This is a genomic window from Burkholderia sp. Tr-20355, assembly GCF_017104685.1.
Classification (GTDB): Bacteria; Pseudomonadota; Gammaproteobacteria; order Burkholderiales; family Burkholderiaceae; genus Burkholderia; species Burkholderia seminalis.
This window is the reverse complement of the sequence record NZ_JAAGPK010000046.1, coordinates 1-22694: the sequence shown is the minus strand read 5'-3', so window position 1 is coordinate 22694 and position 22694 is coordinate 1. Positions and strand designations below refer to the sequence as shown.

At 68.4% G+C, this 22694-nt stretch carries 21 protein-coding genes and 1 pseudogene; 9 read left to right on the top strand and 13 right to left on the bottom strand.

The annotated features are described in order from the left end of the window. Positions 1-40 precede the first annotated feature (40 nt). The 6 genes from G3N62_RS14905 to uxuA all read right to left on the bottom strand — a co-directional run bounded on the left by G3N62_RS14905 (position 41) and on the right by uxuA (position 6985). The gene (locus G3N62_RS14905; protein WP_124669931.1) at positions 41-496 is read right to left on the bottom strand and encodes a DUF934 domain-containing protein; all 456 of its coding nucleotides are present in this window, start codon (positions 494-496) and stop codon (positions 41-43) included. After that, a complete protein-coding gene (locus G3N62_RS14900; protein ID WP_124669932.1) occupies positions 493-2277 on the bottom strand; it encodes a nitrite/sulfite reductase in 1785 nt (594 codons plus the stop codon). Before G3N62_RS14900 ends, G3N62_RS14905 begins: the two co-directional genes overlap by 4 nt. Positions 2278-2482: 205 nt before the next feature. Continuing rightward, positions 2483-2878, bottom strand: coding sequence for a hypothetical protein (locus G3N62_RS14895; protein ID WP_049031645.1), 396 nt, complete (start codon positions 2876-2878; stop codon positions 2483-2485). A 101-nt stretch (positions 2879-2979) separates the two neighbouring features. Continuing rightward, the gene (locus tag G3N62_RS14890) at positions 2980-4413 is read right to left on the bottom strand and encodes a PLP-dependent aminotransferase family protein (RefSeq protein WP_124669933.1); all 1434 of its coding nucleotides are present in this window, start codon (positions 4411-4413) and stop codon (positions 2980-2982) included. A 128-nt stretch (positions 4414-4541) separates the two neighbouring features. Continuing rightward, entirely contained in the window at positions 4542-5852 is a 1311-nt protein-coding gene (locus G3N62_RS14885; RefSeq protein WP_124669934.1) for an MFS transporter, read from the bottom strand. A gap of 71 nt (positions 5853-5923) precedes the next feature. Beyond that, entirely contained in the window at positions 5924-6985 is a 1062-nt protein-coding gene (gene uxuA / locus G3N62_RS14880; RefSeq protein WP_176730020.1) for a mannonate dehydratase, read from the bottom strand. Between the two features lie 266 nt (positions 6986-7251). On the opposite strand from uxuA, the gene G3N62_RS14875 reads away from it, so the two are divergent. The 3 genes from G3N62_RS14875 (at position 7252) to G3N62_RS14865 (ending at position 11058) form a co-directional block, all read left to right on the top strand. Beyond that, positions 7252-7974, top strand: a complete 723-nt coding sequence (locus G3N62_RS14875) for a FadR/GntR family transcriptional regulator (RefSeq protein WP_124608847.1) — start codon at positions 7252-7254, stop codon at positions 7972-7974. A gap of 181 nt (positions 7975-8155) precedes the next feature. After that, positions 8156-9286 (top strand): extracellular solute-binding protein, encoded by a 1131-nt coding sequence (locus G3N62_RS14870; RefSeq protein ID WP_034191651.1) that lies wholly within the window; start codon positions 8156-8158, stop codon positions 9284-9286. After that, positions 9283-11058 carry a GGDEF domain-containing protein gene (locus tag G3N62_RS14865; protein WP_034191263.1) on the top strand — a complete coding sequence of 592 codons (1776 nt, stop codon included), beginning with the start codon at positions 9283-9285 and terminating at the stop codon, positions 11056-11058. Before G3N62_RS14870 ends, G3N62_RS14865 begins: the two co-directional genes overlap by 4 nt. Before the next feature lie 97 nt (positions 11059-11155). Here the strand turns inward: G3N62_RS14865 and G3N62_RS14860 are convergent, their stop codons facing one another. The 3 genes from G3N62_RS14860 to G3N62_RS14850 all read right to left on the bottom strand — a co-directional run bounded on the left by G3N62_RS14860 (position 11156) and on the right by G3N62_RS14850 (position 13362). After that, complete coding sequence (locus G3N62_RS14860; RefSeq protein ID WP_069704701.1) at positions 11156-11455, bottom strand: DUF4148 domain-containing protein; 300 nt, start codon at positions 11453-11455, stop codon at positions 11156-11158. Positions 11456-11734: 279 nt separating this feature from the next. Next, positions 11735-11989: a hypothetical protein gene (locus G3N62_RS14855; RefSeq protein WP_027791787.1), complete on the bottom strand. Its 255-nt coding sequence runs from the start codon at positions 11987-11989 to the stop codon at positions 11735-11737. A gap of 53 nt (positions 11990-12042) precedes the next feature. Continuing rightward, on the bottom strand, positions 12043-13362 hold the full coding sequence (locus tag G3N62_RS14850) for a D-serine ammonia-lyase (RefSeq protein ID WP_124669984.1): 1320 nt from the start codon (positions 13360-13362) through the stop codon (positions 12043-12045). A gap of 109 nt (positions 13363-13471) precedes the next feature. On the opposite strand from G3N62_RS14850, the gene G3N62_RS14845 reads away from it, so the two are divergent. Continuing rightward, positions 13472-14422 carry a LysR substrate-binding domain-containing protein gene (locus G3N62_RS14845; RefSeq protein WP_124669935.1) on the top strand — a complete coding sequence of 317 codons (951 nt, stop codon included), beginning with the start codon at positions 13472-13474 and terminating at the stop codon, positions 14420-14422. 366 nt (positions 14423-14788) lie between these two features. Here G3N62_RS14845 and G3N62_RS14840 read toward each other — a convergent pair whose 3' ends face one another. After that, on the bottom strand, positions 14789-15634 hold the full coding sequence (locus G3N62_RS14840; RefSeq protein WP_034191266.1) for a sulfite exporter TauE/SafE family protein: 846 nt from the start codon (positions 15632-15634) through the stop codon (positions 14789-14791). Positions 15635-15908: 274 nt separating this feature from the next. Here G3N62_RS14840 and G3N62_RS14835 point away from each other — a divergent pair, with 274 nt between their 5' ends. Further along, entirely contained in the window at positions 15909-16805 is an 897-nt protein-coding gene (locus G3N62_RS14835; RefSeq protein WP_034191267.1) for a LysR family transcriptional regulator, read from the top strand. Between the two features lie 118 nt (positions 16806-16923). Continuing rightward, positions 16924-17556: a LysE family translocator gene (locus G3N62_RS14830; protein ID WP_034191268.1), complete on the top strand. Its 633-nt coding sequence runs from the start codon at positions 16924-16926 to the stop codon at positions 17554-17556. A 69-nt stretch (positions 17557-17625) separates the two neighbouring features. Here the strand turns inward: G3N62_RS14830 and yddG are convergent, their stop codons facing one another. The 3 genes from yddG to G3N62_RS14815 form a co-directional block, all read right to left on the bottom strand. Beyond that, entirely contained in the window at positions 17626-18570 is a 945-nt protein-coding gene (gene yddG / locus G3N62_RS14825) for an aromatic amino acid DMT transporter YddG (protein ID WP_148094411.1), read from the bottom strand. Between the two features lie 185 nt (positions 18571-18755). Then, positions 18756-19037, bottom strand: a complete 282-nt coding sequence (locus tag G3N62_RS14820; protein ID WP_124669937.1) for a hypothetical protein — start codon at positions 19035-19037, stop codon at positions 18756-18758. 103 nt (positions 19038-19140) lie between these two features. Continuing rightward, complete coding sequence (locus tag G3N62_RS14815; protein WP_124669938.1) at positions 19141-20826, bottom strand: metallophosphoesterase family protein; 1686 nt, start codon at positions 20824-20826, stop codon at positions 19141-19143. Positions 20827-21150: 324 nt separating this feature from the next. Between G3N62_RS14815 and G3N62_RS14810 the strand changes: the two genes are divergently transcribed. From G3N62_RS14810 to G3N62_RS14800, 3 genes and pseudogenes are all read left to right on the top strand, one after another. Next, positions 21151-21450 (top strand): YXWGXW repeat-containing protein, encoded by a 300-nt coding sequence (locus G3N62_RS14810; RefSeq protein ID WP_034191652.1) that lies wholly within the window; start codon positions 21151-21153, stop codon positions 21448-21450. Positions 21451-21676: 226 nt separating this feature from the next. Further along, entirely contained in the window at positions 21677-22450 is a 774-nt protein-coding gene (locus tag G3N62_RS14805; protein ID WP_080287995.1) for an RNA polymerase sigma factor, read from the top strand. Continuing rightward, a pseudogene (locus tag G3N62_RS14800) lies at positions 22447-22694 on the top strand (hypothetical protein); the annotation flags it as partial. The gene G3N62_RS14805 and the pseudogene G3N62_RS14800, both read left to right, overlap by 4 nt.

Sequence of the window (22694 nt, the reverse complement as noted above, 5' to 3'; positions counted from 1 at the left end):
CTGCCGGTTCATCGTACGGGCGGCCAGCGTGCCGCCCGTTTCATTTTCCGGCCGCTGCCGCCGTCGCCGCCGTCGCCGCCGTGTCGTGCGGCGGCGTGGCCGTTCTCGCGTCGCGCTGATAAAAGCCCGGGAACCGGTCGAGTTGCCGCCGTGCGGCCGCGATTTCGGTGTCGTCGGCGAGCACCGCGCTCGAAAACCCCGTGCGTTCCATCAGCAGCAACTGGTCGACCAGCACCTCGCCGGTCGCGCGCAGGTCGCCGGCGAAGCCGAAGCGCTTGCGCAGCAGGTACGCCTGGCTGTACGCGCGTCCGTCCGTGAACGACGGAAACTGCAGGTCGATGCGGGCGGCTTGCGCGATTTGCGCGGCGAGCGGCGCCAGTTCCTCGTCGTTGCCGATCGTCAGCGTCGCGTCGTCGTGCGGCTGCGTGTCGTCGGCGTGGTCGGCCGGCGTCAGCAGGCGGATGCGTGCGTGTGCGATGGAGGTTTCCTGGTTCATGCGTGCTCCGCCCGGTGGCGCGCGTCGTTCGCGGCGGCCTTGAAGGGCTCCGCGCCGATGCGGCGCACCGTGTCGATGAATCGTTCGCTGCGGCAGTTCGTGTCGATCCGCGCGTCGAGGTACGCGCCGACGATCGCATCGACGACATCGACGATCTCGTCCGCCGAGAACGACGGGCCGATCACCTTGCCCGGCCGCGCTGGGCCGCTCGCGGCGGAGCCGTCCGCCCCGCCGAGCGTCACCTGGTACCACTCCGCGCCGTCCTTGTCGACGCCAAGGATGCCGAGGTGGCCGCTGTGATGATGGCCGCACGAATTGATGCAGCCGCTGATGTGCAGGTCGAGGTCGCCGATGTCGTGCAGCAGGTCGAGATCCTGGAAGCGCTCGGTGATCGCGTCGGTGATCGGGATCGAGCGCGCGTTCGCCAGCGCGCAGAAATCGCCGCCCGGGCACGCGATCATGTCGGTCAGCAGCCCGACGTTCGCGCTCGCCAGCCCGATCGCGCGGGCGTTTTCCCACAGCAGGAACAGATCGTCGACATGCACCCACGGCAGCACGACGTTCTGCGTGTGCGTGACGCGCGCCTCGCCGGCCGAGAAGCGGTCGGCGAGATCGGCGAGCGCGTCGAGCTGGTCCGGCGAGGCGTCGCCCGGGGCCTGCAGGCGGCGCTTGAACGACAACGTGACGATGCGCAGCGCCGGATCGCGATGCGCGGCGACATTGCGGGCGAGCCAGCGCGCGAACGCCGGATGACGGGCCGCCTGTGCGGATACGCGTGCCTGCGCGCCGGCGAGGTCGAGCGTGCGGGACTTGAGCCGCGGCGGGACGAACGACGCGGCCACGCGATCGAATTCGGCCTGCGGGATCGTGTGCGGGCCGCCGTCGAGGACGACGATCTGGCGGAACTCTTCCTCGACGTCGTCGATGTAGCGCTGCCCCTCGGTCTTCACGAGGATCTTGATGCGGGCCTTGTACTTGTTGTCGCGGCGCCCGTAGCGGTTGTACACGCGGACGATCGCCTCGATGTAGTTCATCACGTGTTGCCACGGCAGGAACGCGCGCAGCAGCGTCGCGATCATCGGCGTGCGGCCCATTCCGCCGCCAACACTGACGCGAAAGCCGAGTTCGCCCGCGTCGTCGCGCACGAGCTGCAACCCGACGTCGTGCCAGTCAGTTGCCGCGCGGTCTTCGGTCGCACCGGTGATCGCGATCTTGAACTTGCGCGGCAGGAACGCGAATTCGGGATGCAGCGTCGTCCACTGGCGCATCACTTCGGCGAACGGGCGCGGATCGGCGATCTCGTCCGGCGCGACGCCCGCGCGCTCGTCGCACGAGATGTTGCGGATGCAGTTGCCGCTCGTCTGGATGCCGTGCATGTCGACGGTCGCGAGCAGGTCCATCACGTCGGCCGCCTTCGCGAGCGGAATCCAGTTGAACTGCACGTTGGTGCGTGTCGTGAAGTGCGCGCTGCGGGTCGGCAGGCGCAACGTGCCGAGCAGCGCCTGCGCGTCGCATGCGGCGCGGTAGATGGCGTCGTCGGGCACGTCGTAGTCGCGCGCGATTCGCGCCAGCACGCGGAGCTGCGCACTCGACAGCTCGCCGTACGGCACGGCGACGCGCAGCATCGGCGCGTGGCGTTGCACATACCAGCCGTTCTGCAGCCGCAGCGGCCGGAACGCGTCTTCGCTCAGCGTGCCGTGCTGCCAGCGCTCGAGCTGGTCGCGGAACTGGGCGGCGCGGCTGTGCACGAGCGCCCGGTCGAAATCGGTATATCGGTACATGACGTGATACGCGAGAAGCGCCGCGGCGCGGATTGCGCGCGGCTCGGACAGGCGTTGCGACGGATGTCAGGCAACGGGAGACAGCGTAGGGAACGCGGTGCGGCGGGACAAGCAGCAGAACGGGACGAAAAAGGCGCAGCAGATGGCGGGCGACACGCAGGCGCCGGCGCGGGAGACCGGGCATGCGGCCATGCCCGCTGCGCGATCAAACGCTGGCGTCGACGACGAGCGCCGGATCGAGCGCGCGGATGCGCTGGTCGATGAAGTAGCCGCCGCCTTCCTGATAGCGCAGGAACAAGCGGCCGCACGAGCGGCAGCGGCTGACGCTGCAGCGGTTGTACGGGAAATGGCGCAGGGCGATCGGTGCGTCGTCCGACGCGTAGCGCGTGCCGGCCGGGTGATGCTCCGCATAGGTCGGCTCGGCGTCGCCGGGCGGCACGAGCGTGGCGATTTCGGTCAGTTGCGCATCCTGAAGCGACAGCGGCAGGGTCGTCCATCCGGCGAGCGACGTCTTCGTGCACGTGCACGATTGCGTGACGTGCGCCGCTTCGGCCGTCAGTTTCAACAGGGCGTCGTGGTCGAGGTAAGGCAGTTGGCTCATGGGAGATCGTGAAGGTGCGGCGGGATCCGCAATGTAACCCGCGCGCGGATTGCCTGCATGGCCGCGACGTGGGCGGCACGCACCGCGCGTACCGTGAACGATCAGCCTGCCTTGCGGACCGGCGGCTGCGCGACCAGTTCGCCGAGCACGCGGATCGCACGCTCGATGTCGCGGCTCCACGGATGACCGAAGTTCACGCGCACGCAGCGCTCGAAGCCGTGCGCGGCCGAAAACAGCGGGCCCGGCGCGACGCTGATGCCGCGAGCGATCGCCTGGCGGTGCAACTCCATCGCGTCGATCGCGTCGGGAAACGCGAGCCACAGGAAGTATCCGCCGTCGGGCCGCACCCATTCGACGCCGGGCGGCAGCCAGCGCCGCAACGCGTCGTCCATCCGGTCGAGCTGAGCGTGCAGCGCGCCGCGCAGCTTGCGCAGGTGGCGGTCGTAGCCGCCGTGCTCGAGATAGTTCGCGATGCCGGCCTGCGCGGGAATGCTGGCCGACAGCGTCGTCATCAGCTTGAGCCGCTGCACCTTCTCGGCGAAGCGGCCGGCGGCGGCCCAGCCGATCCGGTAGCCGGGCGCGAGGGTCTTCGAGAACGAGCTGCAGTGCATCACCAGACCGTGTCGATCGAACGCGCGCGCGGGCAGCGGATAGTCGGGGCCGAAATGCAGCTCGCCGTACACGTCGTCCTCGATCAGCGGCACCTCGCGCGCCGCGAGCAGGTCGACGAGCGCACGCTTCTTTTCGGCGGACAGCGTGACGCCGGTCGGATTCTGGAAATTGGTCATGAACCAGCACGCGCGGATGGCGTGCCGGTCGAGCGCGTTTGCCAGCGCATCGAGATCGAGGCCCGTATGCGGATCGACGGGAATCTCGACCGCGCGCAGGTCGAGCCGTTCGATCGCCTGCAGCGCCGCATAGAACCCGGGCGCTTCGACCGCGACGACGTCGCCGGGCCGAGTCACGGCCATCAGGCACAGGTTCAGCGCCTCGAGCGCGCCGTTCGTGACGACGATCTCGTCGATCGGCTGCGAGATGCCGGTGGCGAGATAGCGGCGCGCGATCTGCTGGCGCAGCGCCTCGTTGCCGGGCGGCAGGTCGACGACCGTGCTCCACGGGCTCACGAGCCGCGTGGCCTGCGCGAGCGACTTCGCCAGGCGCGGCAGCGGAAACAGCTGCGGCGCGGGGAACGCGGAACCGAGCAGCACGATGCCGGGCTGCGTGGCCGCGTCGAGGACGGAGAACACGAGGCTGCTGATGTCGACCTTGCGCGTGGCGCCGGCGCGGCTCGCGCGGCGCTTCGCGGCGGGGTTCGCCGCCGGCGTGGCGCCCGGCGCGACGTAATAGCCCGAGCGTTCGCGTGCACGGATCAAGCCCCACTGTTCGAGCAGGTAATACGCGCGAAACACCGTCGACTGGCTCACGCCGTGCTGCGCGATGATCTGCCGCAGCGACGGCAGGCGCGTGCCGACGGCAAGGTTGCCGTTGCGGATGTCGTCGGCGATCGTATGGGCGAGGGTTTCGTAGCGTTTCATCGGCGTGGGCGGGGCGCGCCGTCGCCGCGCGCGGGCCGGAGTGGCGCCGCGCCGGCGGGCGCGGGTCATTGTCCGACGGGCGGCCCGAAAAGGAAAGCGCGGGGCACCGGCCGCGCGTTCCGGCAGTGTCAGGCCGCGTTCGGCGCCGCATTCCGCCCGTTCGCACGGCCGCGCAGCGGCGGCAGCGGCTCGACCTTGCCGACGACGAACAGGTACGACAGCGCGCCGACCACGCACAGCGCGCCGGCCGCCGCGAGCGGCACGACGAACGAGCCCTTGGTGATCGACAGCATCACGCCCGTGAAGGTCGTGATGAAGATTCCCGCGAGATTGCCCGCGAAGTTCTGGATGCCGCCGATCGACGCGACGTGCGCGGGCGTCGGCGCGATTTCGCCGACGAGCGTCCACACGTTGGCGCCGGCGAACGACAGGCTGGCATACGCGAGGGCGAACAGTCCGAGGCACGCCCACGTGTTTTCGACGAGCGCGGACAGGGCGATCGACGACGACAGCAGCATCCCGAGCACGAGGCAGGTCTTGCGCGCGGCGGTGGCGCTCCAGCCGCGGCGAAACAGGCTGTCCGACACGTAGCCGCCGAGCCAGCCGCCGGGAATCGCGAGCAGCGCGGGCAGCATGCCCCACGTGCCGAGCGACGCGAGCGAGAAGCCGCGCGACTGCAGCAGGTAGCTCGGGAACCACGTGATGAAGAAGTAGATCGCGAAGTTCAGGCAGAACAGGCCGATCATCATCCCCCACACGGTGCGATAGCGGAACAGGTCGAGCCACGATACGGTCGGGCCATCGGTTGCGGCCGCAACGGCCGGTGCGCCGCGTTGCGCGAGCAGCGCATCGACGGCATCGGGTGCGATCGCGCGGTAGCGTTCGGGGTCGCGATAGACGAACCACCAGGCGAGTGCCCACACGATGCCGATGCCGCCCGTGATCACGAACGACCCGCGCCAACCGACGATCGAGATCAGCCACGCGACGAGCGGCAGCGACAGCGCGGAGCCGACACGCGAGCCGCTGTCGAAGATGCTGCTCGCGAGCCCGCGCTCGCTGCGCGGGAACCAGTTGAACGCGACCTTCGCGAACGACGGGATCGCGGCCGCTTCGCCGACGCCGAGCATCAGCCGTACGCCCACGAGTTGCGCGAGGCCGCGCGCGGCGCCCGTCGCGACGGTGAACACCGACCACCAGCCGACGGCCAGCGCGAGGCTCACGCGCACGCCGACCTTGTCGATGAACCAGCCGGCCGGCAGTTGAAGGAACGCATAGGTCCAGAAGAACGCGCTCAGCACGAGCCCCATGCCGACCGCGTCGAGGCCGAGGTCGGCGCGGATGCTGGGCGCGGCGATCGCGAGGTTCGCGCGGTCGATGAAGTTGATGACGTTGGCCAGGAAGCACATCAGGATCATGGCCCATCGGATGCGTGGCATGCGGTGTCTCCGTGCGGAATGTCGTGACGGGCGGCCGGCGATCCGCTGCGCCGGCTGCCTCGATGGGCGGATTACCGCGACGCGTGCGGCGTGCGGTCGAACTTCGCGAGCGCTTCCCACAGGCCGTTCAGGTAGACCGCGCCGAGCGCCCGGTCGTACAGGCCGTAGCCGGGCTTGCCCGTTTCGCCCCAGATCATGCGGCCGTGGTCGGGGCGCACGTAGCCGGTGAAGCCGGTGTCGTGATACGCCTTCACGATCGCGGCGATGTCGAGCGAGCCGCAGCGCGACAGGTGCGCGGTTTCCTCGAAATCGCCGTTCGCGTCGACCTTCACGTTGCGGATGTGTGCGAAGTGGATGCGGCCCATCGCGCCGAACTCGCGCACCAGCGCCTCGACGTCGTTCTGCGGGCCCGCGCCGAGCGAACCCGAGCACAGCGTCAGCCCGTTCGCGGGCGTGTCGACGATGCGCAGGATCCGCGCGAGATCGTCGCGGTGCTTCACGATGCGCGGCAGCCCGAAGATCGGGCGCGGCGGATCGTCCGGGTGGATCGCCATCTTCACGCCGGCTTCCTCGGCAACAGGGATGATCGCCTTCAGGAAGTACTCGAGGTTCGCCCACAGCGCGGCTTCGTCGACGTCGCGATAGTCGGCGAGCAGGGCCTGCAGCTGTTCGGGCCGGTAGCTCGAATCCCAGCCGGGCAGCGCGATGCCGTCGTTCGGATCGATCCGGTCGACCGCGTCGGTGCTGAATGCGAGGCAGGTCGAGCCGTCGGCGAGCGTCTTCGACAGCTCGGTGCGCGTCCAGTCGAACACGGGCATGAAGTTGTAGCAGACGACGCGGATGCCGGCCGCGCCGAGATGGCGGATCGTCTGCCGGTAGTGGTCGATCAGACGATCGCGCCCCGGCTTGCCGAGCTTGATGTCCTCGTGCACGGGCACCGATTCGACGACTTCGAACCGCAGGCCGGCGCGCTCGATCGTTGCTTTCAGCGTTTCGATCTTGTGCGCGGGCCAGACTTCGCCCACCGGTTCGTCGTAGATCGCGGACACGATATGCGTGACGCCCGGGATCTGGCGGATGTATTGCAGCGAGACCGGATCGGACTCGCCGTACCAACGGAAAGACATCTTCACTGGAGCGGCTCCTGGCTGGCGGTTCATGCACGGACGACCGGGCCGCAGCGTGCGGCCCGGTGCCGGTGAGCGGATTATGATTGGTATGCCAGTTAGGCTGGATAGTGGTTTACCAGTTGTGAGGATATCGCAAGGAGGACAGACAGCATCCGCGATTGCGCGGCAGGACGGGCCGACAAGCCGAATCAGGTGCGGGTTGAAATTGGTGTACCATTTTGAGGATCCGGTGCCGCGACGGCGCCGGCCAGCCTGTTGCGAGCCTTTCGATGACCGATCTTTCCAGCCTGCCCGCCAGCCGCGACACCGATGCCGCGGACCGCTCCTATATCGGTCTTGCGCGGCAGATTCACGCGATGGTGGCCGCCGGCGCGTTCGAAGCCGGCGCGCGGTTGCCGTCGGAGCGCAGTCTGGCCGACCAGTTCGGCGTGAGTCGCACGCAGGTGCGCGAGGCGATCATCGCGCTCGAGGTGCAGGGGATCGTCGAAGTGCGGATCGGCTCCGGCATCTACGTGTCCGCGGCCGACGCCGCACGGCCGGTGACGTTCGAGATGCCGCGCGGCCCGGGGCCGATCGAGACGCTGCGCGCGCGCGGGCTGATCGAAGCGGAAGTCGCGGCGCTCGCGGCGACCGAACGCAAGGACGCCGATCTCGACCGCCTGTTTCTCTCGCTGACGACGATGCGCGAGCAGATGGCCGACAAGGCCGCGTACGACGCGGCCGACCGCCAGTTTCATCTGCGGATTGCGGAGTCGACCGGCAATACGGTGCTGCTGCACATGGTCACGGCGATGTGGGACTGCGCGCGCAGCGATCCGCTGTGGGACAAGATCGAGGAGCACTTTCACTCGACCGCGCTGCGCGAGGCGTCGCAGGAGGACCATCAGCGGATCTTCGCGGCGATCATGGCGCGAGACGCGACAGGTGCGCGCGACGCGATGCGTGCACACCTGTCGCGCGTGATCGCGGAGTTCACGCAGGCCTGGCGCTGACGCGGGTTTCCGCGGCGCGACGCGGGCCGCTGTAGCCACGCCGCATGCCGCATGCCGCATGTCGCCGCCGTCGCCGGTGCCGGCGAACATGCGCGCCGCGTACGGCTTCTTCCAATTGCGCGACCGTCCGATTTATGGTCTCGTTGCGGGATATCGCATCGACTCGAAAAAGGACAGTCGAATGCAGCCGGGCGATTCACGCGGGGTCCGATTGATCAGGGGAATCGGTGCACGCAAGCGTGCACGCGGCGCCGTGCGCAGCCTGCTCATCATATTGACGATAGGCTTTCTGGCACCCGTCGTGCCGGCGTTCTCCGCCTCTCCCGAAACCGTCAACGACAACGTGCTGCGCGTGCTCGCATGGCCCGGCTATGCGGACAGCGACATCGTCGGCGCGTTCGAGGCGCAGTTTCGCGCGCGCGTCGAAGTGACGTTCGTCGACTCCGACGAAGCGTTGTGGTCGCGGATGCACAGCGCGTCGCCGCCGCCGTACGACGTGCTGGCCGCGAATACGGCCGAGATCCAGCGTTATGCGCGCGAACGCCTGCTCGCGCCGATCGACCTGCAGCGCATTCCGAACCGGCGGCGCCAGTTGCCTAACTTCCAGCAGGTCGCGACGATCGGCGGGCTCGTGCAGGACGGCACGACCTACGCGATCCCGTTCACGTATTCGTCGATGGGGCTGATCTACGACCGCAAGCAGGTGCCGGCCGCGCCGCGCTCGATGCGCGAGCTGTGGAATCCGCGCTACCGCGGCAAGGTGCTCGACTTCAACAGCGCGCAGCACAATTTCTCGTTCGCCGCGCTCGCGCTCGGCTATTCCGATCCGTTCCGGCTGTCGTCCGCGCAGACGCTCGCGGTCGCGCGCAAGCTGATCGACCTGCGCCGCAACCTGCTGACGTATTACACGCTGCCCGAGGAGGCGACCGCGCTGTTCGTCCAGCATCGCGCGGCACTGATGTTCGGCAACTACGGCACGCAGCAGGTCGAACTGCTGCGGCGCGCGGGCGCGGACGTCGGCTACGTGATCCCGGAAGAAGGCGCGCTCGCGTGGCTCGACTGCTGGGCCGTCACGCGCGGCGCGCAACGCCCCGGGTTGGCATTCGCGTGGATCAACTACATGCTCGAACCGGCGATCGGCGCGCTGCTGACCGAGCGCCAGGGGCTCGCGAATACGCTCGAGCCGCCGTCGGGGCTCGACACCGGGCACCAGCATCTTGTGTGGCTCCAGCCCGTCGAGAACATTGCCCGCCGCGAATCGTTGTGGAGCCGTATCGTGTCGGGCGACCGGCCGGAGCGGTTCGGAAAATGATCCGGCTCGGGCTCGTGTCGAAGCTGTCGGTGCTGTTCGCCTGCATCGGCGTGATCGCGTCCGGCACGACCGGCTACTACGCGTATCGCGCCAATCGCGCGATGCTCGTGCAGGAAGCGCAGCACAGCCTGCTGATGTCGACGCAACTGCTCGGGCAACGCTTCACGACCGCGCTGGCGGATGTTGCCGACGACGCGCTCGTGCTCGCGCAGTTGCCGTCGTCCGCGTTCGTCGCGGGTGACGACAAGCCGGACATCGCACGCCGCACGCGGCTCGAGCAGGTGTACCGGAGCTTCATGACAAATCATCCGGAGTACCTGCAGATCCGCCTGATCGCGAGCGGGCATTTCGGGATCGAACGTATCCGTGTCGTTCGCGATGCGAGCGGCATCGTCGTGCTGCCCGAAAGCGCCTTCCAGGAGAAAGGGCAGTTTTCCTACGTATTCGACACGCTCGCGATGGCGCCCGGCCACATCTACCTGTCACCGATCGTGATCAATCACGAGACGGGATCGCACGAGGCCGAGGGGCTGCCGATCCTGCGCGTGGGGACACCGGTGGTCGACATGTCCGGCCGCACGGTCGGCGCGCTCGTCGTCGACGTCGAATTGTCGCGCGTGTTCGACCGGCTCGAGCGCGACCTGCCGGAAGACTATGCGGTCTATCTCGCGAACGAGTGGGGTGATTTTCTCGTGCATCCCGATCCGGCGCAGACGTTCGGTTTCGACCGCGGCCGGCGCGTGCTGATGCAGGACCGTTTCACCGCCACCCGCGCGTTGTTCGACCATGCTCAAACGAACGTGACGCTCAATGGACTCGCGCAGCCCGACGAGGCGCCGGGCCAGATGTTCGCGTTCGCGCGCACGCCGTTCGGGCACGACGAGGGCAACCGCTTCGTCGTGCTCGGCATGGCGCGCCCGCTCGCGGACGTGCTGGCGCCGGCCGGCGTGCTCGGCGAGCGGATCGTCCGGATGGTGCTCGTGTCGAGCCTGCTGGCGGCGATCCTCGCGATCCTGTTCGCGCGTGCGATCACGCGGCCGCTGCAGACGCTGGCGCGTGCCGCGACCCACGTGTTCGACGATTCGGCCGCCGAGCGGCTGCCGATCGCGCGCGCCGACGAGATCGGCGTACTCGCGCGCTGTTTCGACAGCATGCGCGTCGAGATCCGCACGCAGGTCGCGATGCTGCGTGCGAAGCAGCAGGAACTCGCGCACCTCGCCGGCCACGACCCGCTGACCGCGCTGCCGAACCGCCTGCTGTTCATGGAGCATCTCGAAGCTGCGATCCGGCATGCGGCGGCGGTACGCGAAGGGCTGGCGGTGATGTTCGTCGATCTCGACCGCTTCAAGCAGATCAACGACCAGCACGGGCACTCGGCCGGCGATCGCACGCTCGTCGCGGTCGCGAAGCGGCTGAGCCGCGCGCTGCGCAGCGGCGACATGGTCGCGCGGCTCGGCGGCGACGAATTCATCGTGCTGATCGCGGACGTGCGTTCGCCGGCGGTGATCGGCGACGTCGCGGCGCGCATCCAGATCGTGATGGCCGAGGAGCTGGAGTTCGGCGATCGGCGCGTGGCGGTCGGTGCAAGCATCGGTGTCAGCGAGTATCCGGCCGACGGCGCGTCGGCCGAGGAACTGCTCGTCAAGGCCGATGCGGCGATGTACGCGGCGAAGGCGTGCCCGCAGTGCGTGTGCGTGCGCTATCAGGATCTGGTCCGAGGCGGCGTCGCGACGGACGCAGGCGACCGGGTCGCATCGGGCGGCAGCCGCTGACGATCGGGCGGCGAAACTGGGGCTGCAAACGCGACGAGCCCGTCAGGGACGGGCTCGTCGCATGGCCGCACTGCGCGCGATGCGCGCGGCGGCAGGCTTAGTGGCCGAAGTAGACCGAGTCGTGCGCGCTTTGCGGCTTCACGGCCGGTGCACCGCCCTGGACGGTCGCGGCCGGCTGTGCGCCGTAACCGCTGTTGTCGGCGCCGCGCACGCGGGCCTGGGCGGCCTGGATGTCGGCCGGGTAGTACGGGCTCGACAGGCCCGGCTTGTAGCCGGCTTGTTCGAGCTGGACCAGTTCGTTGCGCACCTGGGCGCGGGTCACGGTGCTTTGGGCGAATGCGCCGAACGAAGCGGACAGGGCGACAGCGGCAACGACTGCGGAAACGAGCGATTTCATGATGACCTCCGATGTTTATTGGCTTTCCGCGTTCGACACCATGTCGTAAGCGGTTGATTACATCGTAGGCGCCGGTCGACCTAGGGTAAACGTGAGTTTCAGCGAAAGATCGTTGCAGGCGAGGCAATAATTCCGCGAAAAATATCTTCCGTCCCCATTGTGTATTGCCGGGTGTGCAACGGAAAGGCGACCGGGGCGCGGCGTGGATGGCGCGTACGGGCGGGCGCCCGGCGGCAGCGGGAAGCGGGAACGGTGCGGGCAGGCTGCGGGGCGGCCGGCTCAGACGTCGTCGTCGATTTCCTTGCGCTCGCGGCGTTCCTCGTTGCCGCGGCGCGCGCGCAGGCGCTGCCGCGACAGGACGGCGATCACCTGCTGGGTCGGCGCGCCGGACGGGAGTTCGTTGCGGATGCGATCGGGCACCATCGGCAGGCCCGCACGCTGCCGGCGCAGCGCCTTGGCGATTGCCCGGCGGCATTCGTCGCCGTGGCAATCCCATTCATCGCGGATTCTCTGGCAATAACGGCATTGTTCCATCCGGACAGTCTACCCGGTCTTCGGGAACCGGGCTGGGCGCCGGGCGGAACGCGTCACGCGCCGGCGGCGGCGAGCGCCTCCGCGTGAGACTGGAAGCGGCGGTGTTCTTCCGGCGGAACGAGCGAGCCGCCGGTTGCCCAGATGACGTGCGTGGACGCGCGCATGTCGATCGCGTGGCGGCGCAGGTAGTCTCTGCCGGCCGCCGACCGGGCCAGCCAGCCCGGCCCGCCGACGGCGGCCGCGGCTGACGGTTCCAGTTCCACGCCCGTGGCGCGTTGAACCGCGCGCAACTGCGCGTAGAGCTGCGCGTCGCCGACCGTGAAGACGCCCGACAGTTGCGACGCCATCAGCGGGCTGACCAGATGCGACGCTTGCGCGACCGCCAGGCCGTCGGCCTCGGTCCGGTTGTCGAGCCCGATGTCGTAGACGGACACCGGCGTGCCCGCACCGGCAGCGAGCTGGACGAGCATGCACGGCGCCGCGACGGGCTCGGCGAAAAAGCAGTGCACGTGCTCGCCGAACAGCGCCTTGAGGCCATACGTGATGCCGCCTGGCGCGCCGCCGACCCCGCACGGCAGATGGACGAAGAGCGGATGCGCGGCGTCCACGCGGCGGCCCGATTCGGCGAGCTGCGCGGCCAGATGCCGGGCGCTCGCGGCGTAGCCGAGGAACAGCATCAGCGAGCCTTCGTCGTCGACGAAGTGGCAGCGCGGTTGAGCGCGCGCCTGCGATCGACCGGCGGCGACGGCCTGCGCGTAATCGCCGTCGTGCTCGACCACGCGGACGCCGCGTTGTCGCAGGCGCGCCTTCTTCCACGGCTTTGCGTCGGTCGACATGTGGACGACCGATTCGAACCCCAGCGCGGCGGCCATCACGCCGATACTCAGGCCGAGATTGCCGGTGCTGCCCACGACGACGGTATGGGTGGCGAACAACGCGCGGGCGGTGGCCGACGCGAGGATCCGCCGGTCGGCAGTGGGGGCGATCAACCCGTGTTCGATCGCGATCGACTCGGCGAGCGCGAGCACTTCATGAAAACCGCCGCGCGCCTTGATCGAACCGGCGACCGGCAATGCATCGTCGCGCTTGATGAACCAGGCGCCGTGCGCGTCGTCCGCGTGCGACAACGCGCGCTGCAAGGTGTCCGCCGGCATCAGCGGCGATTCGATCGTTCCCGCCGTGGCCGCGAGCTCGGGAAACAGCTCGGCCATCAGCGGCGCGCAGCGCGCCAGTCTCGCTTCGGCCGCAGCGATGGCGTCGGGTGAGGGCGCGTCCTGCGGCAACGGCCGGCCGGCTTCAGGGTTCAGCCACAGCAGCGGTTGGCGGGATCGCAGTCTGGCTAATAGATCGTCGGGTTGAGGTGTGGCGGTCACGGGGCGGCCTTGCGTTCGTTGAGCGAGATTCAGGGCTGGAATGCTACGATTCAAGGCGACCGCGCAAAAGCGCCGATTTCTAATCAATGCATTAGCTAGACTTATACATATGCGACTGGACGGTTCGATCCTCGGTGCGTTGCACTGCTTTGAAACGGCCGGCCGGCTGTTGAGCTTCACGAAGACGGCGCAGGCGTTCAACCTCACGCAAAGCGCCGTGAGCCAGCAGATCCGGAATCTGGAGGACCGGCTGGGTTATCCGCTGTTCGTGCGACAGGCGCGCGGGTTGAGGCTGACGGAGAAGGGCGCGATTCTGCTCGGGACGATGTCGAGTGCGTTCGGCGATATCCAGCGCACGCTTCAGGCGCTCGGCATGTCGGACGCGCCGCTGCGGGTCAGTTGCCTGCCATCGCTGGCATTGCAGTGGCTGATGCCGCGCCTGACCGCGTTTCACCGGCAACAGCCGAACGTGTCGGTGCGTGTGCAGGCCGAGTTCCAGGTGCTGGATCGCGAGGCGATGGAGACCGGCGACATCGACGTGGCCGTGCGCTACGACCCGGTGCAATACGGTCGACTGCATGCCGAGGTGATGCTCGACGAAATCCTGTTCCCGGTCGCCACGCCGGCGTATCTGGCGCGGCATCCGGCATTCGCCAGCGGCGAGTCGCCGGACGGCGTCGTGTTGCTGCACGATGCCGCACCGTGGGTCGGCGCTTCCGAGTTCGTCGAGTGGCGTACATGGCTGGAGGCCGTCCGGCCGGCGTGGCTCCGGCATCTGGATGGGCCGCAGTTCAATTTTTCCAGCCTGGCGATCACGGCCGCGTTGAACCATCAGGGTGTCGCGATGGGGCGCGCGGCGCTCGTGCACGACGAGCTTGCGAGCGGACGGCTCGTCGATGTGTTCGGCGTGCATGTGCGTGCGCCGGCGCGCTACATGCTGCTGTCACGCAACCCGGACGATCCGCGTACCGCCGCGTTTTCGGACTGGCTCAAGGCCGAATGCGTGCGTTTCGGCGAGGCCCGGTCGAGCGTGTCGCCGAAGAAGGGGCGGCTTGCATGAACGATGCCGCCGGATAACTCGATCGGAGTGCGAAGAAATCGACGGTGGTATTGCTTAAAATGACGGTTTCCCGTCCGGCGGCATACGGATGGCTTGCGCATGGACGGGCTCGGTTACCTTATCCGAGCGACCAGATGCCCCAGATCGCGATCAACAGGCCGAGGCCCAACCCGCAGCCCAGCAACACATAGGTTTCCATTTCGTGCCTCTGAAAACGTGGCGGCGCGGATGTCGGCATCGGCGCGCGTACAGCACAGTCGGCAGCGTATCGTCGGCATTGACGGTGGGGGCGATACGCCGGGTCCGCGAATACTACGCCTTGCAGCTTTCAGAACGCATGCGCGATCGATGACGGCGCGCCGCCCGCTATTGCCGGACCGCGCGCGCGTGGTCGCCCTGGGCGACAGGCGAGCCGGGCCGGAACACGCCCGATTTCCAGATCATCTGCGAGGCCGCGACGAGCACGAACAGCAGGACGACCATCCGGAAGATCTTCGGCGACATCTTGTCCCGCAGCGGGCGAACCAGCCACATGCCGGCGATGGCCGGCAGGCTGGCCGCCGCCGAGATCGCCAGGTCGGCGCCGCTCGCATGCGCGGCGCCGCTGAACGTCGTGATCAGCGTGACGATCGACACCACGAGGATGATCGCGATCTGCTTCGTGAACACGCGCCCGGTCGCGCCGGCCGAGATCAGGTAGGTCGCGAGCAGCGGCCCCGGAACCGACGCGATGCTTTCCATCAGCGCGGCGCCAAAGCCGAGCGCGAACCCGACTGGTTTTTGCCACGCTTCCGGCAGGTTGAGTTTCGGCGCGGCGAGCATTAGCGCCGCGGCCACGATCAGCAGCGCACCGGATGCCGCCTGCGCGTGTCCCGGATTGAGCGACAGCAGGATCGCGACGCCGACGATATTGCCGATCACGGTGCCTGCGATCGGCGCGGCGATTTTCCTGGCCGTCGCGAGTACCTGGCCGCCTTCCAGCGCCTGCGGAATGTTGCCGAGGATGATCGGCATCGACAGCAGCAGCACCGCCTGCCGGATCGGCAGGAACTGGCTGAGGATCGGCATCGCGATCAGCGGCACGCCGATTCCCGTGATGCCCTTGGCCATCCCGCCCAGCAGCAACGCAACGGCGATGCCGGCCAGGTCGAGCACGGACAGCGCCTGCAGGCTGGAAACCAGTACACCTTCAGTCAGATTGAAATGAATCATGGCGTGGCATGTCGGGGCCGATCCGGCAGGTCGCGCCGGCGAGCATGAGCAACGCGGCGGCGTGGTTCAACCGGGCTAATCGACTGCCGGCCGGTGCGCATGCAAGGGCACGGCGAGTCGCGCGGACATCTTACCCGAGCGCTGCCGGCGATGTCCGGCTCGACCGCGGCGTGGCGCGGGCACGGTGTTCCGTACGATGGACGCGATTCAATATAATTCATGAGGAATTGCCGCTTCATGCAGCAAGTACATGTCATGGAAACAAGGAAATCCGATGACGCTAGCCCAGTTGCAGGCCCTGGCGGCCGTAGTCGAACTCGGATCGCTCACGGCCGCTGCGGACCGGCTCAGCCGCAGCCAGTCCGCGATCAGTCATGCGCTGACCGAGCTGGAGGATCTCACGCAGGTCAAGCTGCTCTGGCGTGACCGGCAGCCGGTCGTCCTGACGGCGGCGGGCGAACGCCTGTGGCCCTACGTCCAGCGCGTCGTCCGTGAAGCGCAGGTACTGCGCCAGCAGTTCAGCCTGTCGCGCGGCAAGCTCGAGGGGCGGCTGGTGGTCGCGTCGCTGCCCAGCGTCTCGCTGGCGTTCGTCGTCCCCGCGCTCGAGGCGTTGAAGGGCCTGCACGAAGGCGTATCGGCGGTGCTGCTCGAAGGCACGGACAGCGAAGTCGAGGGATGGATCGATGACGGGACCGCCGACGTCGGCGTGGTGGCCGGCACGAAGACGTTCGCGCACAACCTGCCGCTGCTCGACGAGGATTTCGTCGCGGTGGCGGCGGACGGCATGTTCGCCGGCCGCAAGCGCGTGTCGGCCAGGCAGTTGTCCGCGGCGCCGTTCATTTTTTCGAAGGCCGGATGCGGGCCGCTGATCGCGGATTACTTCGCGCGCGGCGGCGCGCCGCTGCGGGCCGCGTTCAACGTGGTCGAGATGCGCACCATTCTGTCGATGGCGGAGGCCGGCATGGGCGTATCGATCGTGCCGCGCATCACGCTCACGTACACGCCGTTCGGCGGCCGCGTGCTGGAACTGTCGCCGCGGCTGCATCGTTCCGTGCGGCTGGCCTGGAATACGGCCGGCAACGCGGTAACCGATGAATTCGTGAAACTCGTCGACGCACAACGTGCGAAGGCAGGGAAGGCGATCCACGCACGCGCGAAAAAGGGCAGGTAGCGCGCAGCCGGTGCGATGAACGGCGCTCATGGGCGACGTGCAGTTTATTCATGCCGATGATTGCCGGAATGCAATACATTGATCGGACCTCGTCATCGTTGCGCCGAAGGAGATTGCCGTGCCGGCCTTGCCCACCCTGTTTGCATTCGGACTCGTGTCGCTCGGCATGGTGCTGACGCCCGGACCGAACATGATCTACCTGGTGTCGCGCTCGATCTGCCAGGGCCGCCGCGCCGGGCTCGTGTCGCTCGGCGGCGTCGCGCTGGGGTTCGTGTTCTACATGCTGTGCGCGGCGTTGGGCATCACCGCGCTGGTGATGACCGTGCCGTACGCATACGACGCGCTGCGCTTCGCCGGCGCGCTGTATCTGGCGTACCTGGCGTGGCAGGCACTGAAACCCGGTGGCCGCTCCGCGTTCCAGGTCCGGCAATTGCCGCACGACAGCCGCGTCAGGCTGTTCGCGATGGGTTTCGTCACGAACCTGGCGAACCCGAAGATCGCGGTGATGTATCTGTCGCTGTTGCCGCAGTTCATGTCGCCGGGCCACGGCAGCGTGCTCGCGCAATCGCTGGTGCTGGGCTGCGTGCAGATCGCGGTGAGCGTCAGCGTGAACGCGCTGATCGCGTGCATGGCCGGTTCGATCGCGGGCTTTCTCGCGGGGCGGCCGCTCTGGGCGTCGGCCCAGCGCTGGTTGATGGGTACCGTGCTGGCCGGACTCGCCGTGCGGATCGCGCTGGAGTCGCGAAGCTAGCGCGCGAAGGCGGGCGCTTGGGGAACGGCCGGCTGCCGGCCGGCCTTGCGCCGATCGCGCCGGGCAGCATCAACCGTGGCAATTGCCTTCGGCCTTCTTGCCGACCCGAACGGGCATGGCCTTGTCGTTGCGTCGGCTGCGCGTCGAAAGCCAGCACAGGATCGATCCGCCGCACACCATCAACGCGCCTTGCCAGAATTCGACAGACAGCGGCGCATGCAGCAGCGTCGCGGCGAGCGCGGCGGCGAGCACCGGCGTGAAGTACGACGCACCGACGATGACCGTCACGTTGCCATGCATGATGCCGGTGTTCCAGGCCGCATAGCCGAACCCCAGCGCCGACGCTGCCAGCACGAGATACAGGACCGCGTGAAAGCTGAACGTCATGCCGCCGCCGCCTTCGATCGCGAACTTGATCCAGAGCACCGCGGCGACCAGCATGAAGAACGGCGTGACGCCGTTCTTGCCGCCGGCGAGGCGCGCCGTCACCGTGCAATAGGCTGCCCAGATCAGCGCGCCGACGAATGCGAGGCCGTAGCTCAGCGGATTGTCCGCGACGTTGCGCAGCATGCCGGCCGGATCGAGGCCGCGGTCGCCGCCGAGCACCCAGCAGATGCCGAGCATCGACAGCAGGACACCCGGTACGACCAGCAGGTTCGCGCGCTGCTTGTTGAATACGATGGCGGCGACCAGCGTGAGGCTCGGCCACAGATAGTTGACCATCGCGACTTCGATCGCCTGCTGCCCGTTGCTGGCATAGCCGATCGACAGCGCGAGGCACAGCTCGTATGACACGAACAGCAGGCCGCCCCAGCGCAGATAGCTTTTCGGGAACCTGCTCAGGTCGGGGAAGCCGATTGAAAACACCAGTAGCACGGACGCCACCGTATAGATCATCGCGGCGCCGCCGGTCGCGCCGAGGCTTTCGCTGACGCCGCGAACGAGCGCGACCACCGAGGCCCATAACAATACCGCGCCGAGCCCGGCGAGCGTTGCCCTGCTCTTGCGTTTCATGCGTCCTACCTGTTTCAACATGCCAATTCGATTTCGGATGATACGGGGCCGCTCGCGCGCGTCGTCATCGCGCGCGGCGATGCAATGGGGATGATTTCGACGGAACCGCGCATTTTAACGGGGCGATGCCGTTGCGGCGATGCAGCCGGACTGGCGTGTACGGCCGATTCGGGTGCGCGAGTCGATCACGCGTCGTCGATACGCCATGCGGCGCCGATCGCCGACAACGCGCGCCCGATCGAGTCGAGCATCGCATCCCGTGTCGGCCCGAGCGTCGTGACGAGGAAGAATCCCTCTTCGTCGGTCGTCAGGCCGATCAGCGGCCAGCCGGCGGTGTCGCCCCGAACCTCGAGCCGTTGTCGATTGCGATCGATGTCGATGCCGCGATGCGCTTGCCGCAGCGCATTCGCGATGGCATCGAATGCGTTGGCCGACGGGATCGTGTGGATGCGGTATTCGAAACTCATCTTCGTGGGCCGGGGGGCGAGCCGCGCAGTCTAACCCGTGCCGCGGCATCCCGTCCCTCGATGGCCGTGCAACCGGCGCCCGCCGCGGCGGGCGCCCGCACGATCACCGTTCGTGCCGCTTCTTGCTCAGTTCGATCGTTTCGAACAGTTCGTACTGCGCGCTCGGGTGCTGGTCGGCGCCCGGCGCGTGGTAGTAGCGCATCGTGATCGTCGTGTGGCCGCCCGGCTTGCCCGGGTCATGGTCGAACACGGCGATCCCGTAGCCGGTGCCCGTGTCGCGGCGCGCGGACCAGATCGCATCCTCGAGCGCATCGGCCGGCTGGCGCACGAACGTGTTCGGCGCGGTGCCCGGCACCGGCCGGTTCGGCTTCGTGAACACCTTCGCACGCGCAAAGCCGGTCGACGGATTCTCGCCGTACACGTCGAGCGGCGCGCTGGTGCCGCCGCCGCCGAGGATCAGGTGGATCGTGCCGTGGCTCGTGTCGAACCGGGTGCGGTCCGGGTCGTTCGAGCCGACCGGACGCGGCTGCAGCGTCTCGACCACTTCGCCGGTGGTCGCGTCGACGCCCGCGCGGTGATTGCAGCCGCGCACCGGGTAGCTGCGCTCGTAGTCGTGATCGTGGCCGCACAGCACGAGATCGACGCCGTAGCGGTCGAACAGCGGCAGCCACGCTTCGCGAATGCCCTTGTCCGAACCGTTGCCCGTTTTCGACGAACTGAGCGCGTCCTGGTGCATCTGCACGACGATCCAGTCGATGTCGTCGTCATGCGCGGCATGACGCAGCGTGCGTTCGAGCCAGCGCGTCTGCTCGCCGTTGCTGTAGCCGCGCACGTAGAACGACGTGCCGGGTTCGATCGGCGGGCGGCCCGTGCTCGCGGCCGGCACGAGCGGCGCCGGGCCGCCGACGAACGCGGCGGCGTCCTGGTACACGACATCGTCGGCGTCGAGCGACACGAACAGCACCGAGCTCACGCGGAAGCTGTACCAGCGGCCCGGGAAGTGCGTGCCGTTCTCCGGCAGCGAATAGCGCGCGAGATACGAGTCGAGCCCCTGCGGGCCGTTGTTGAACTCGATCTCGTGATTGCCCGGGCACGGCATCCACGGGCGATTCGCGGCCGACGTCTGGTTGTTGTTGCCGAAATCGCGCCACACCTCGGGCTGGTGCGCGGGGTTCAGGTTCGCGTAGCAGAGGTCGCCGTTCAGCAGGTGGAACAGCGGCTGGAACTGCTCGACGGCCTGCACCGCGAACCGGCTTTGCGGCGACGACAGCACCCACGCGCCGTTCGGCGTCGCGAGATCGCCGTAGCTGGTGAAGCGAAACGGCGCGCGGCCGCGCGGCGCCGTCGAGAAATTGGCGGAGAACGGCTGCGCGGCGTTGCCGTCGTTGTCGGCGGTGATCTCGTAGCGGTAGCGCGTATCGGGTTTCAGCCCGTGCACGCGCGCGTGGTACGTGAACACGGTTTCGCCGTTCAGGCCGTCGGTGTACAGGCGCTGGACGCCGTGCACGGTACGCGGCGGCTCGCCGTCGGCGACGATGCGCGCACGCGGATTGACGGCCGGCGCGAGCGACGCCCACGAGATCACGACCTCGGACGCCGGGTCGTTGCCCCACGTCAGGTGGACCTGTTCGGGCGTGCCGTCCGGATTCGACGCGGCGGCGCGCGCGGCTGCGAGGCCACCGGCGGCGGTGGCGAGGCCGGAGACGCCGGCAAGTTTCAGGAAGCCGCGACGCGATACCGAAGCGGCCAGCTCGTTCGGCTGATCAGGGAGAGTGTCCTGGTTCGACATGGTCGGTGTTTTCGTGGGTGGGGACGCGAGAGGTGGAACCGTGGGGCCGTGCGCGAGCGCGGCCGGGGCATGGACCGGAAACGAGCGGGATCCCGGTCGCATGCATTGTCGAAGGGCAGTTTTGCCGCGTTGTGACAGCGCCGCAACCCGGCTGGGCGGCAGCCGATACGCGCGCGATCGCGCGGCGTGGCGTCCGACCCGCGCCGAATCCCGTTCGGTCCGTCTGGAATTTATTTGCGGATTCCGCGACGGAATCGCTTCGCCCGCGCCGTTTAACGCATGAACGGCCGCAACCGGTCGATGCCCGTTACTTCGGAGTCTTTCATGAAACTTTCCGTTCCATTGCGATTTGCCGTGGCCTGCGTGGCCGCGCTGGCGGCATCCGCGTCGTTCGCGCAGGCCGTGATCGTCGCGCCTGTCGCCCCGCCGCCGCCACGCGTCGAAGTGATGCCCGCGCCGCGTGCGGGCTACGTCTGGGACCAGGGGCACTGGCACTGGCGGCAAGGGCGCTACGTGTGGATTCCGGGCCACTGGCAAGTGGTGCGTGTCGGTTATCACTGGGTACCGGGGCATTGGGCCGCGCGCGGGCCGGCCTGGCGCTGGGTGCCCGGCCACTGGGCCTGATGCGTACGACGTCGCGCGGCACGCCGTGCCGGCGCGACGGATTCTTCATGCAACATCATGAGTCGAAGCGATGCCTTTCCGAACCATCGTGATCCTGGCGGCCGCAGCCGTGGTGCTGGCCGGCTGCGTCGTGGTGCCGGCCCGACCGGTGTATTACCGGCCCGCGCCGGTCGTCGTATATTGAGCGCGCCGGCCGCCGGTCGCGCGGCCGGCAGACAGGATCGATATGCCGCGCGAACCGGATGTCGATGAAGCGGACGTGGCCGACGCCGTGTGCGATGCGCACGGCGTCGACGAACAGTCGGCGTGGCGCCGTCCGGTGATGGCCCGACGCATGCAAGGAGAGCACGACGATGAGCTTCAGCCGGGCGGCGGGTATCCCTGCCGGCACAGGGCGGCGCCCGCGCGCCGCGAGACGGAGCGGGCGGCGTTGAACGATCGCGACGACCGCGATCCGGACGCGGAACTCGTCGCGCGCGTCGGCGCGCGCGATTCATCGGCAGTGCGCGTGCTGGTCGCGCGCAAGCTGCCGCGGCTGCTCGCATTGGCGACGCGCATGCTCGGCGACCGGAACGAAGCCGAGGACGTCGCGCAGGAGACGTTCTTGCGAATCTGGAACCATGCGCCGCGCTGGCGCGAAGGCGAGGCGCGCTTCGATACGTGGCTGCATCGCGTCGTGCTGAATCTCTGCTACGACCGGTTGCGCGGCCGCCGCGAGGAGCCCGTCGATACGCTGCCGGACGTGCCCGACACGCAACCGGAGCCGGCCGCGCATGCGGAGTTGCGTTCGCGCGACGCGCGCGTGCGGCAGGCATTGGCCGCGTTGCCGCCGAGGCAGCGGGAAGCGCTGGTGCTCCAGTACTATCAGGAAATGTCGAATGTGGAAGCGGCCAACCTGATGGGCATCACCGTCGATGCGCTGGAAAGCCTGCTTGCCCGTGCGAGGCGCAACCTGCGCGCGCAGCTGGCCGGCGACCCACCTAGCGAGGACAAGCGATGACACCCGAACGATTTCGTACCATCGTCGCCGCGTACGGCTCCGACGCGCGGCGCTGGCCGGCCGGCGAGCGAGCGGCCGCCGAAGCATGGGCGCAGGCGAACCCGCGCGAAGCGCTGCTGGCGCTGGACGACGCGGCCGACCTCGATGCGTGGCTCGCGTGCGACACGGTCGCACCGCCCGCGCCGTCGCTGGTCGAGCGTATCGTCGCGACGGCGCCCGCGCCGCGGCGCGCGCGCCGGCGTGG

Bases quoted from the DNA above. Each gene is read 5' to 3' on its own strand.
- G3N62_RS14845 (WP_124669935.1), top strand. From the start codon at position 13,472: ATGCGACTGGACGGTTCGATCCTCGGTGCGTTGCACTGCTTTGAAACG.
- G3N62_RS14905 (WP_124669931.1), bottom strand. From the start codon at position 496: ATGAACCAGGAAACCTCCATCGCACACGCACGCATCCGCCTGCTGACG.
- G3N62_RS14900 (WP_124669932.1), bottom strand. From the start codon at position 2,277: ATGTACCGATATACCGATTTCGACCGGGCGCTCGTGCACAGCCGCGCC.
- G3N62_RS14815 (WP_124669938.1), bottom strand. From the start codon at position 20,826: ATGTCGAACCAGGACACTCTCCCTGATCAGCCGAACGAGCTGGCCGCT.
- G3N62_RS14870 (WP_034191651.1), top strand. From the start codon at position 8,156: ATGCAGCCGGGCGATTCACGCGGGGTCCGATTGATCAGGGGAATCGGT.
- G3N62_RS14840 (WP_034191266.1), bottom strand. From the start codon at position 15,634: ATGATTCATTTCAATCTGACTGAAGGTGTACTGGTTTCCAGCCTGCAG.
- G3N62_RS14805 (WP_080287995.1), top strand. From the start codon at position 21,677: ATGCCGCGCGAACCGGATGTCGATGAAGCGGACGTGGCCGACGCCGTG.
- G3N62_RS14895 (WP_049031645.1), bottom strand. From the start codon at position 2,878: ATGAGCCAACTGCCTTACCTCGACCACGACGCCCTGTTGAAACTGACG.
- G3N62_RS14885 (WP_124669934.1), bottom strand. From the start codon at position 5,852: ATGCCACGCATCCGATGGGCCATGATCCTGATGTGCTTCCTGGCCAAC.
- G3N62_RS14835 (WP_034191267.1), top strand. From the start codon at position 15,909: ATGACGCTAGCCCAGTTGCAGGCCCTGGCGGCCGTAGTCGAACTCGGA.
- G3N62_RS14855 (WP_027791787.1), bottom strand. From the start codon at position 11,989: ATGGAACAATGCCGTTATTGCCAGAGAATCCGCGATGAATGGGATTGC.
- G3N62_RS14865 (WP_034191263.1), top strand. From the start codon at position 9,283: ATGATCCGGCTCGGGCTCGTGTCGAAGCTGTCGGTGCTGTTCGCCTGC.
- G3N62_RS14890 (WP_124669933.1), bottom strand. From the start codon at position 4,413: ATGAAACGCTACGAAACCCTCGCCCATACGATCGCCGACGACATCCGC.
- yddG (WP_148094411.1), bottom strand. From the start codon at position 18,570: ATGAAACGCAAGAGCAGGGCAACGCTCGCCGGGCTCGGCGCGGTATTG.
- G3N62_RS14810 (WP_034191652.1), top strand. From the start codon at position 21,151: ATGAAACTTTCCGTTCCATTGCGATTTGCCGTGGCCTGCGTGGCCGCG.
- G3N62_RS14820 (WP_124669937.1), bottom strand. From the start codon at position 19,037: ATGAGTTTCGAATACCGCATCCACACGATCCCGTCGGCCAACGCATTC.
- G3N62_RS14875 (WP_124608847.1), top strand. From the start codon at position 7,252: ATGACCGATCTTTCCAGCCTGCCCGCCAGCCGCGACACCGATGCCGCG.
- G3N62_RS14860 (WP_069704701.1), bottom strand. From the start codon at position 11,455: ATGAAATCGCTCGTTTCCGCAGTCGTTGCCGCTGTCGCCCTGTCCGCT.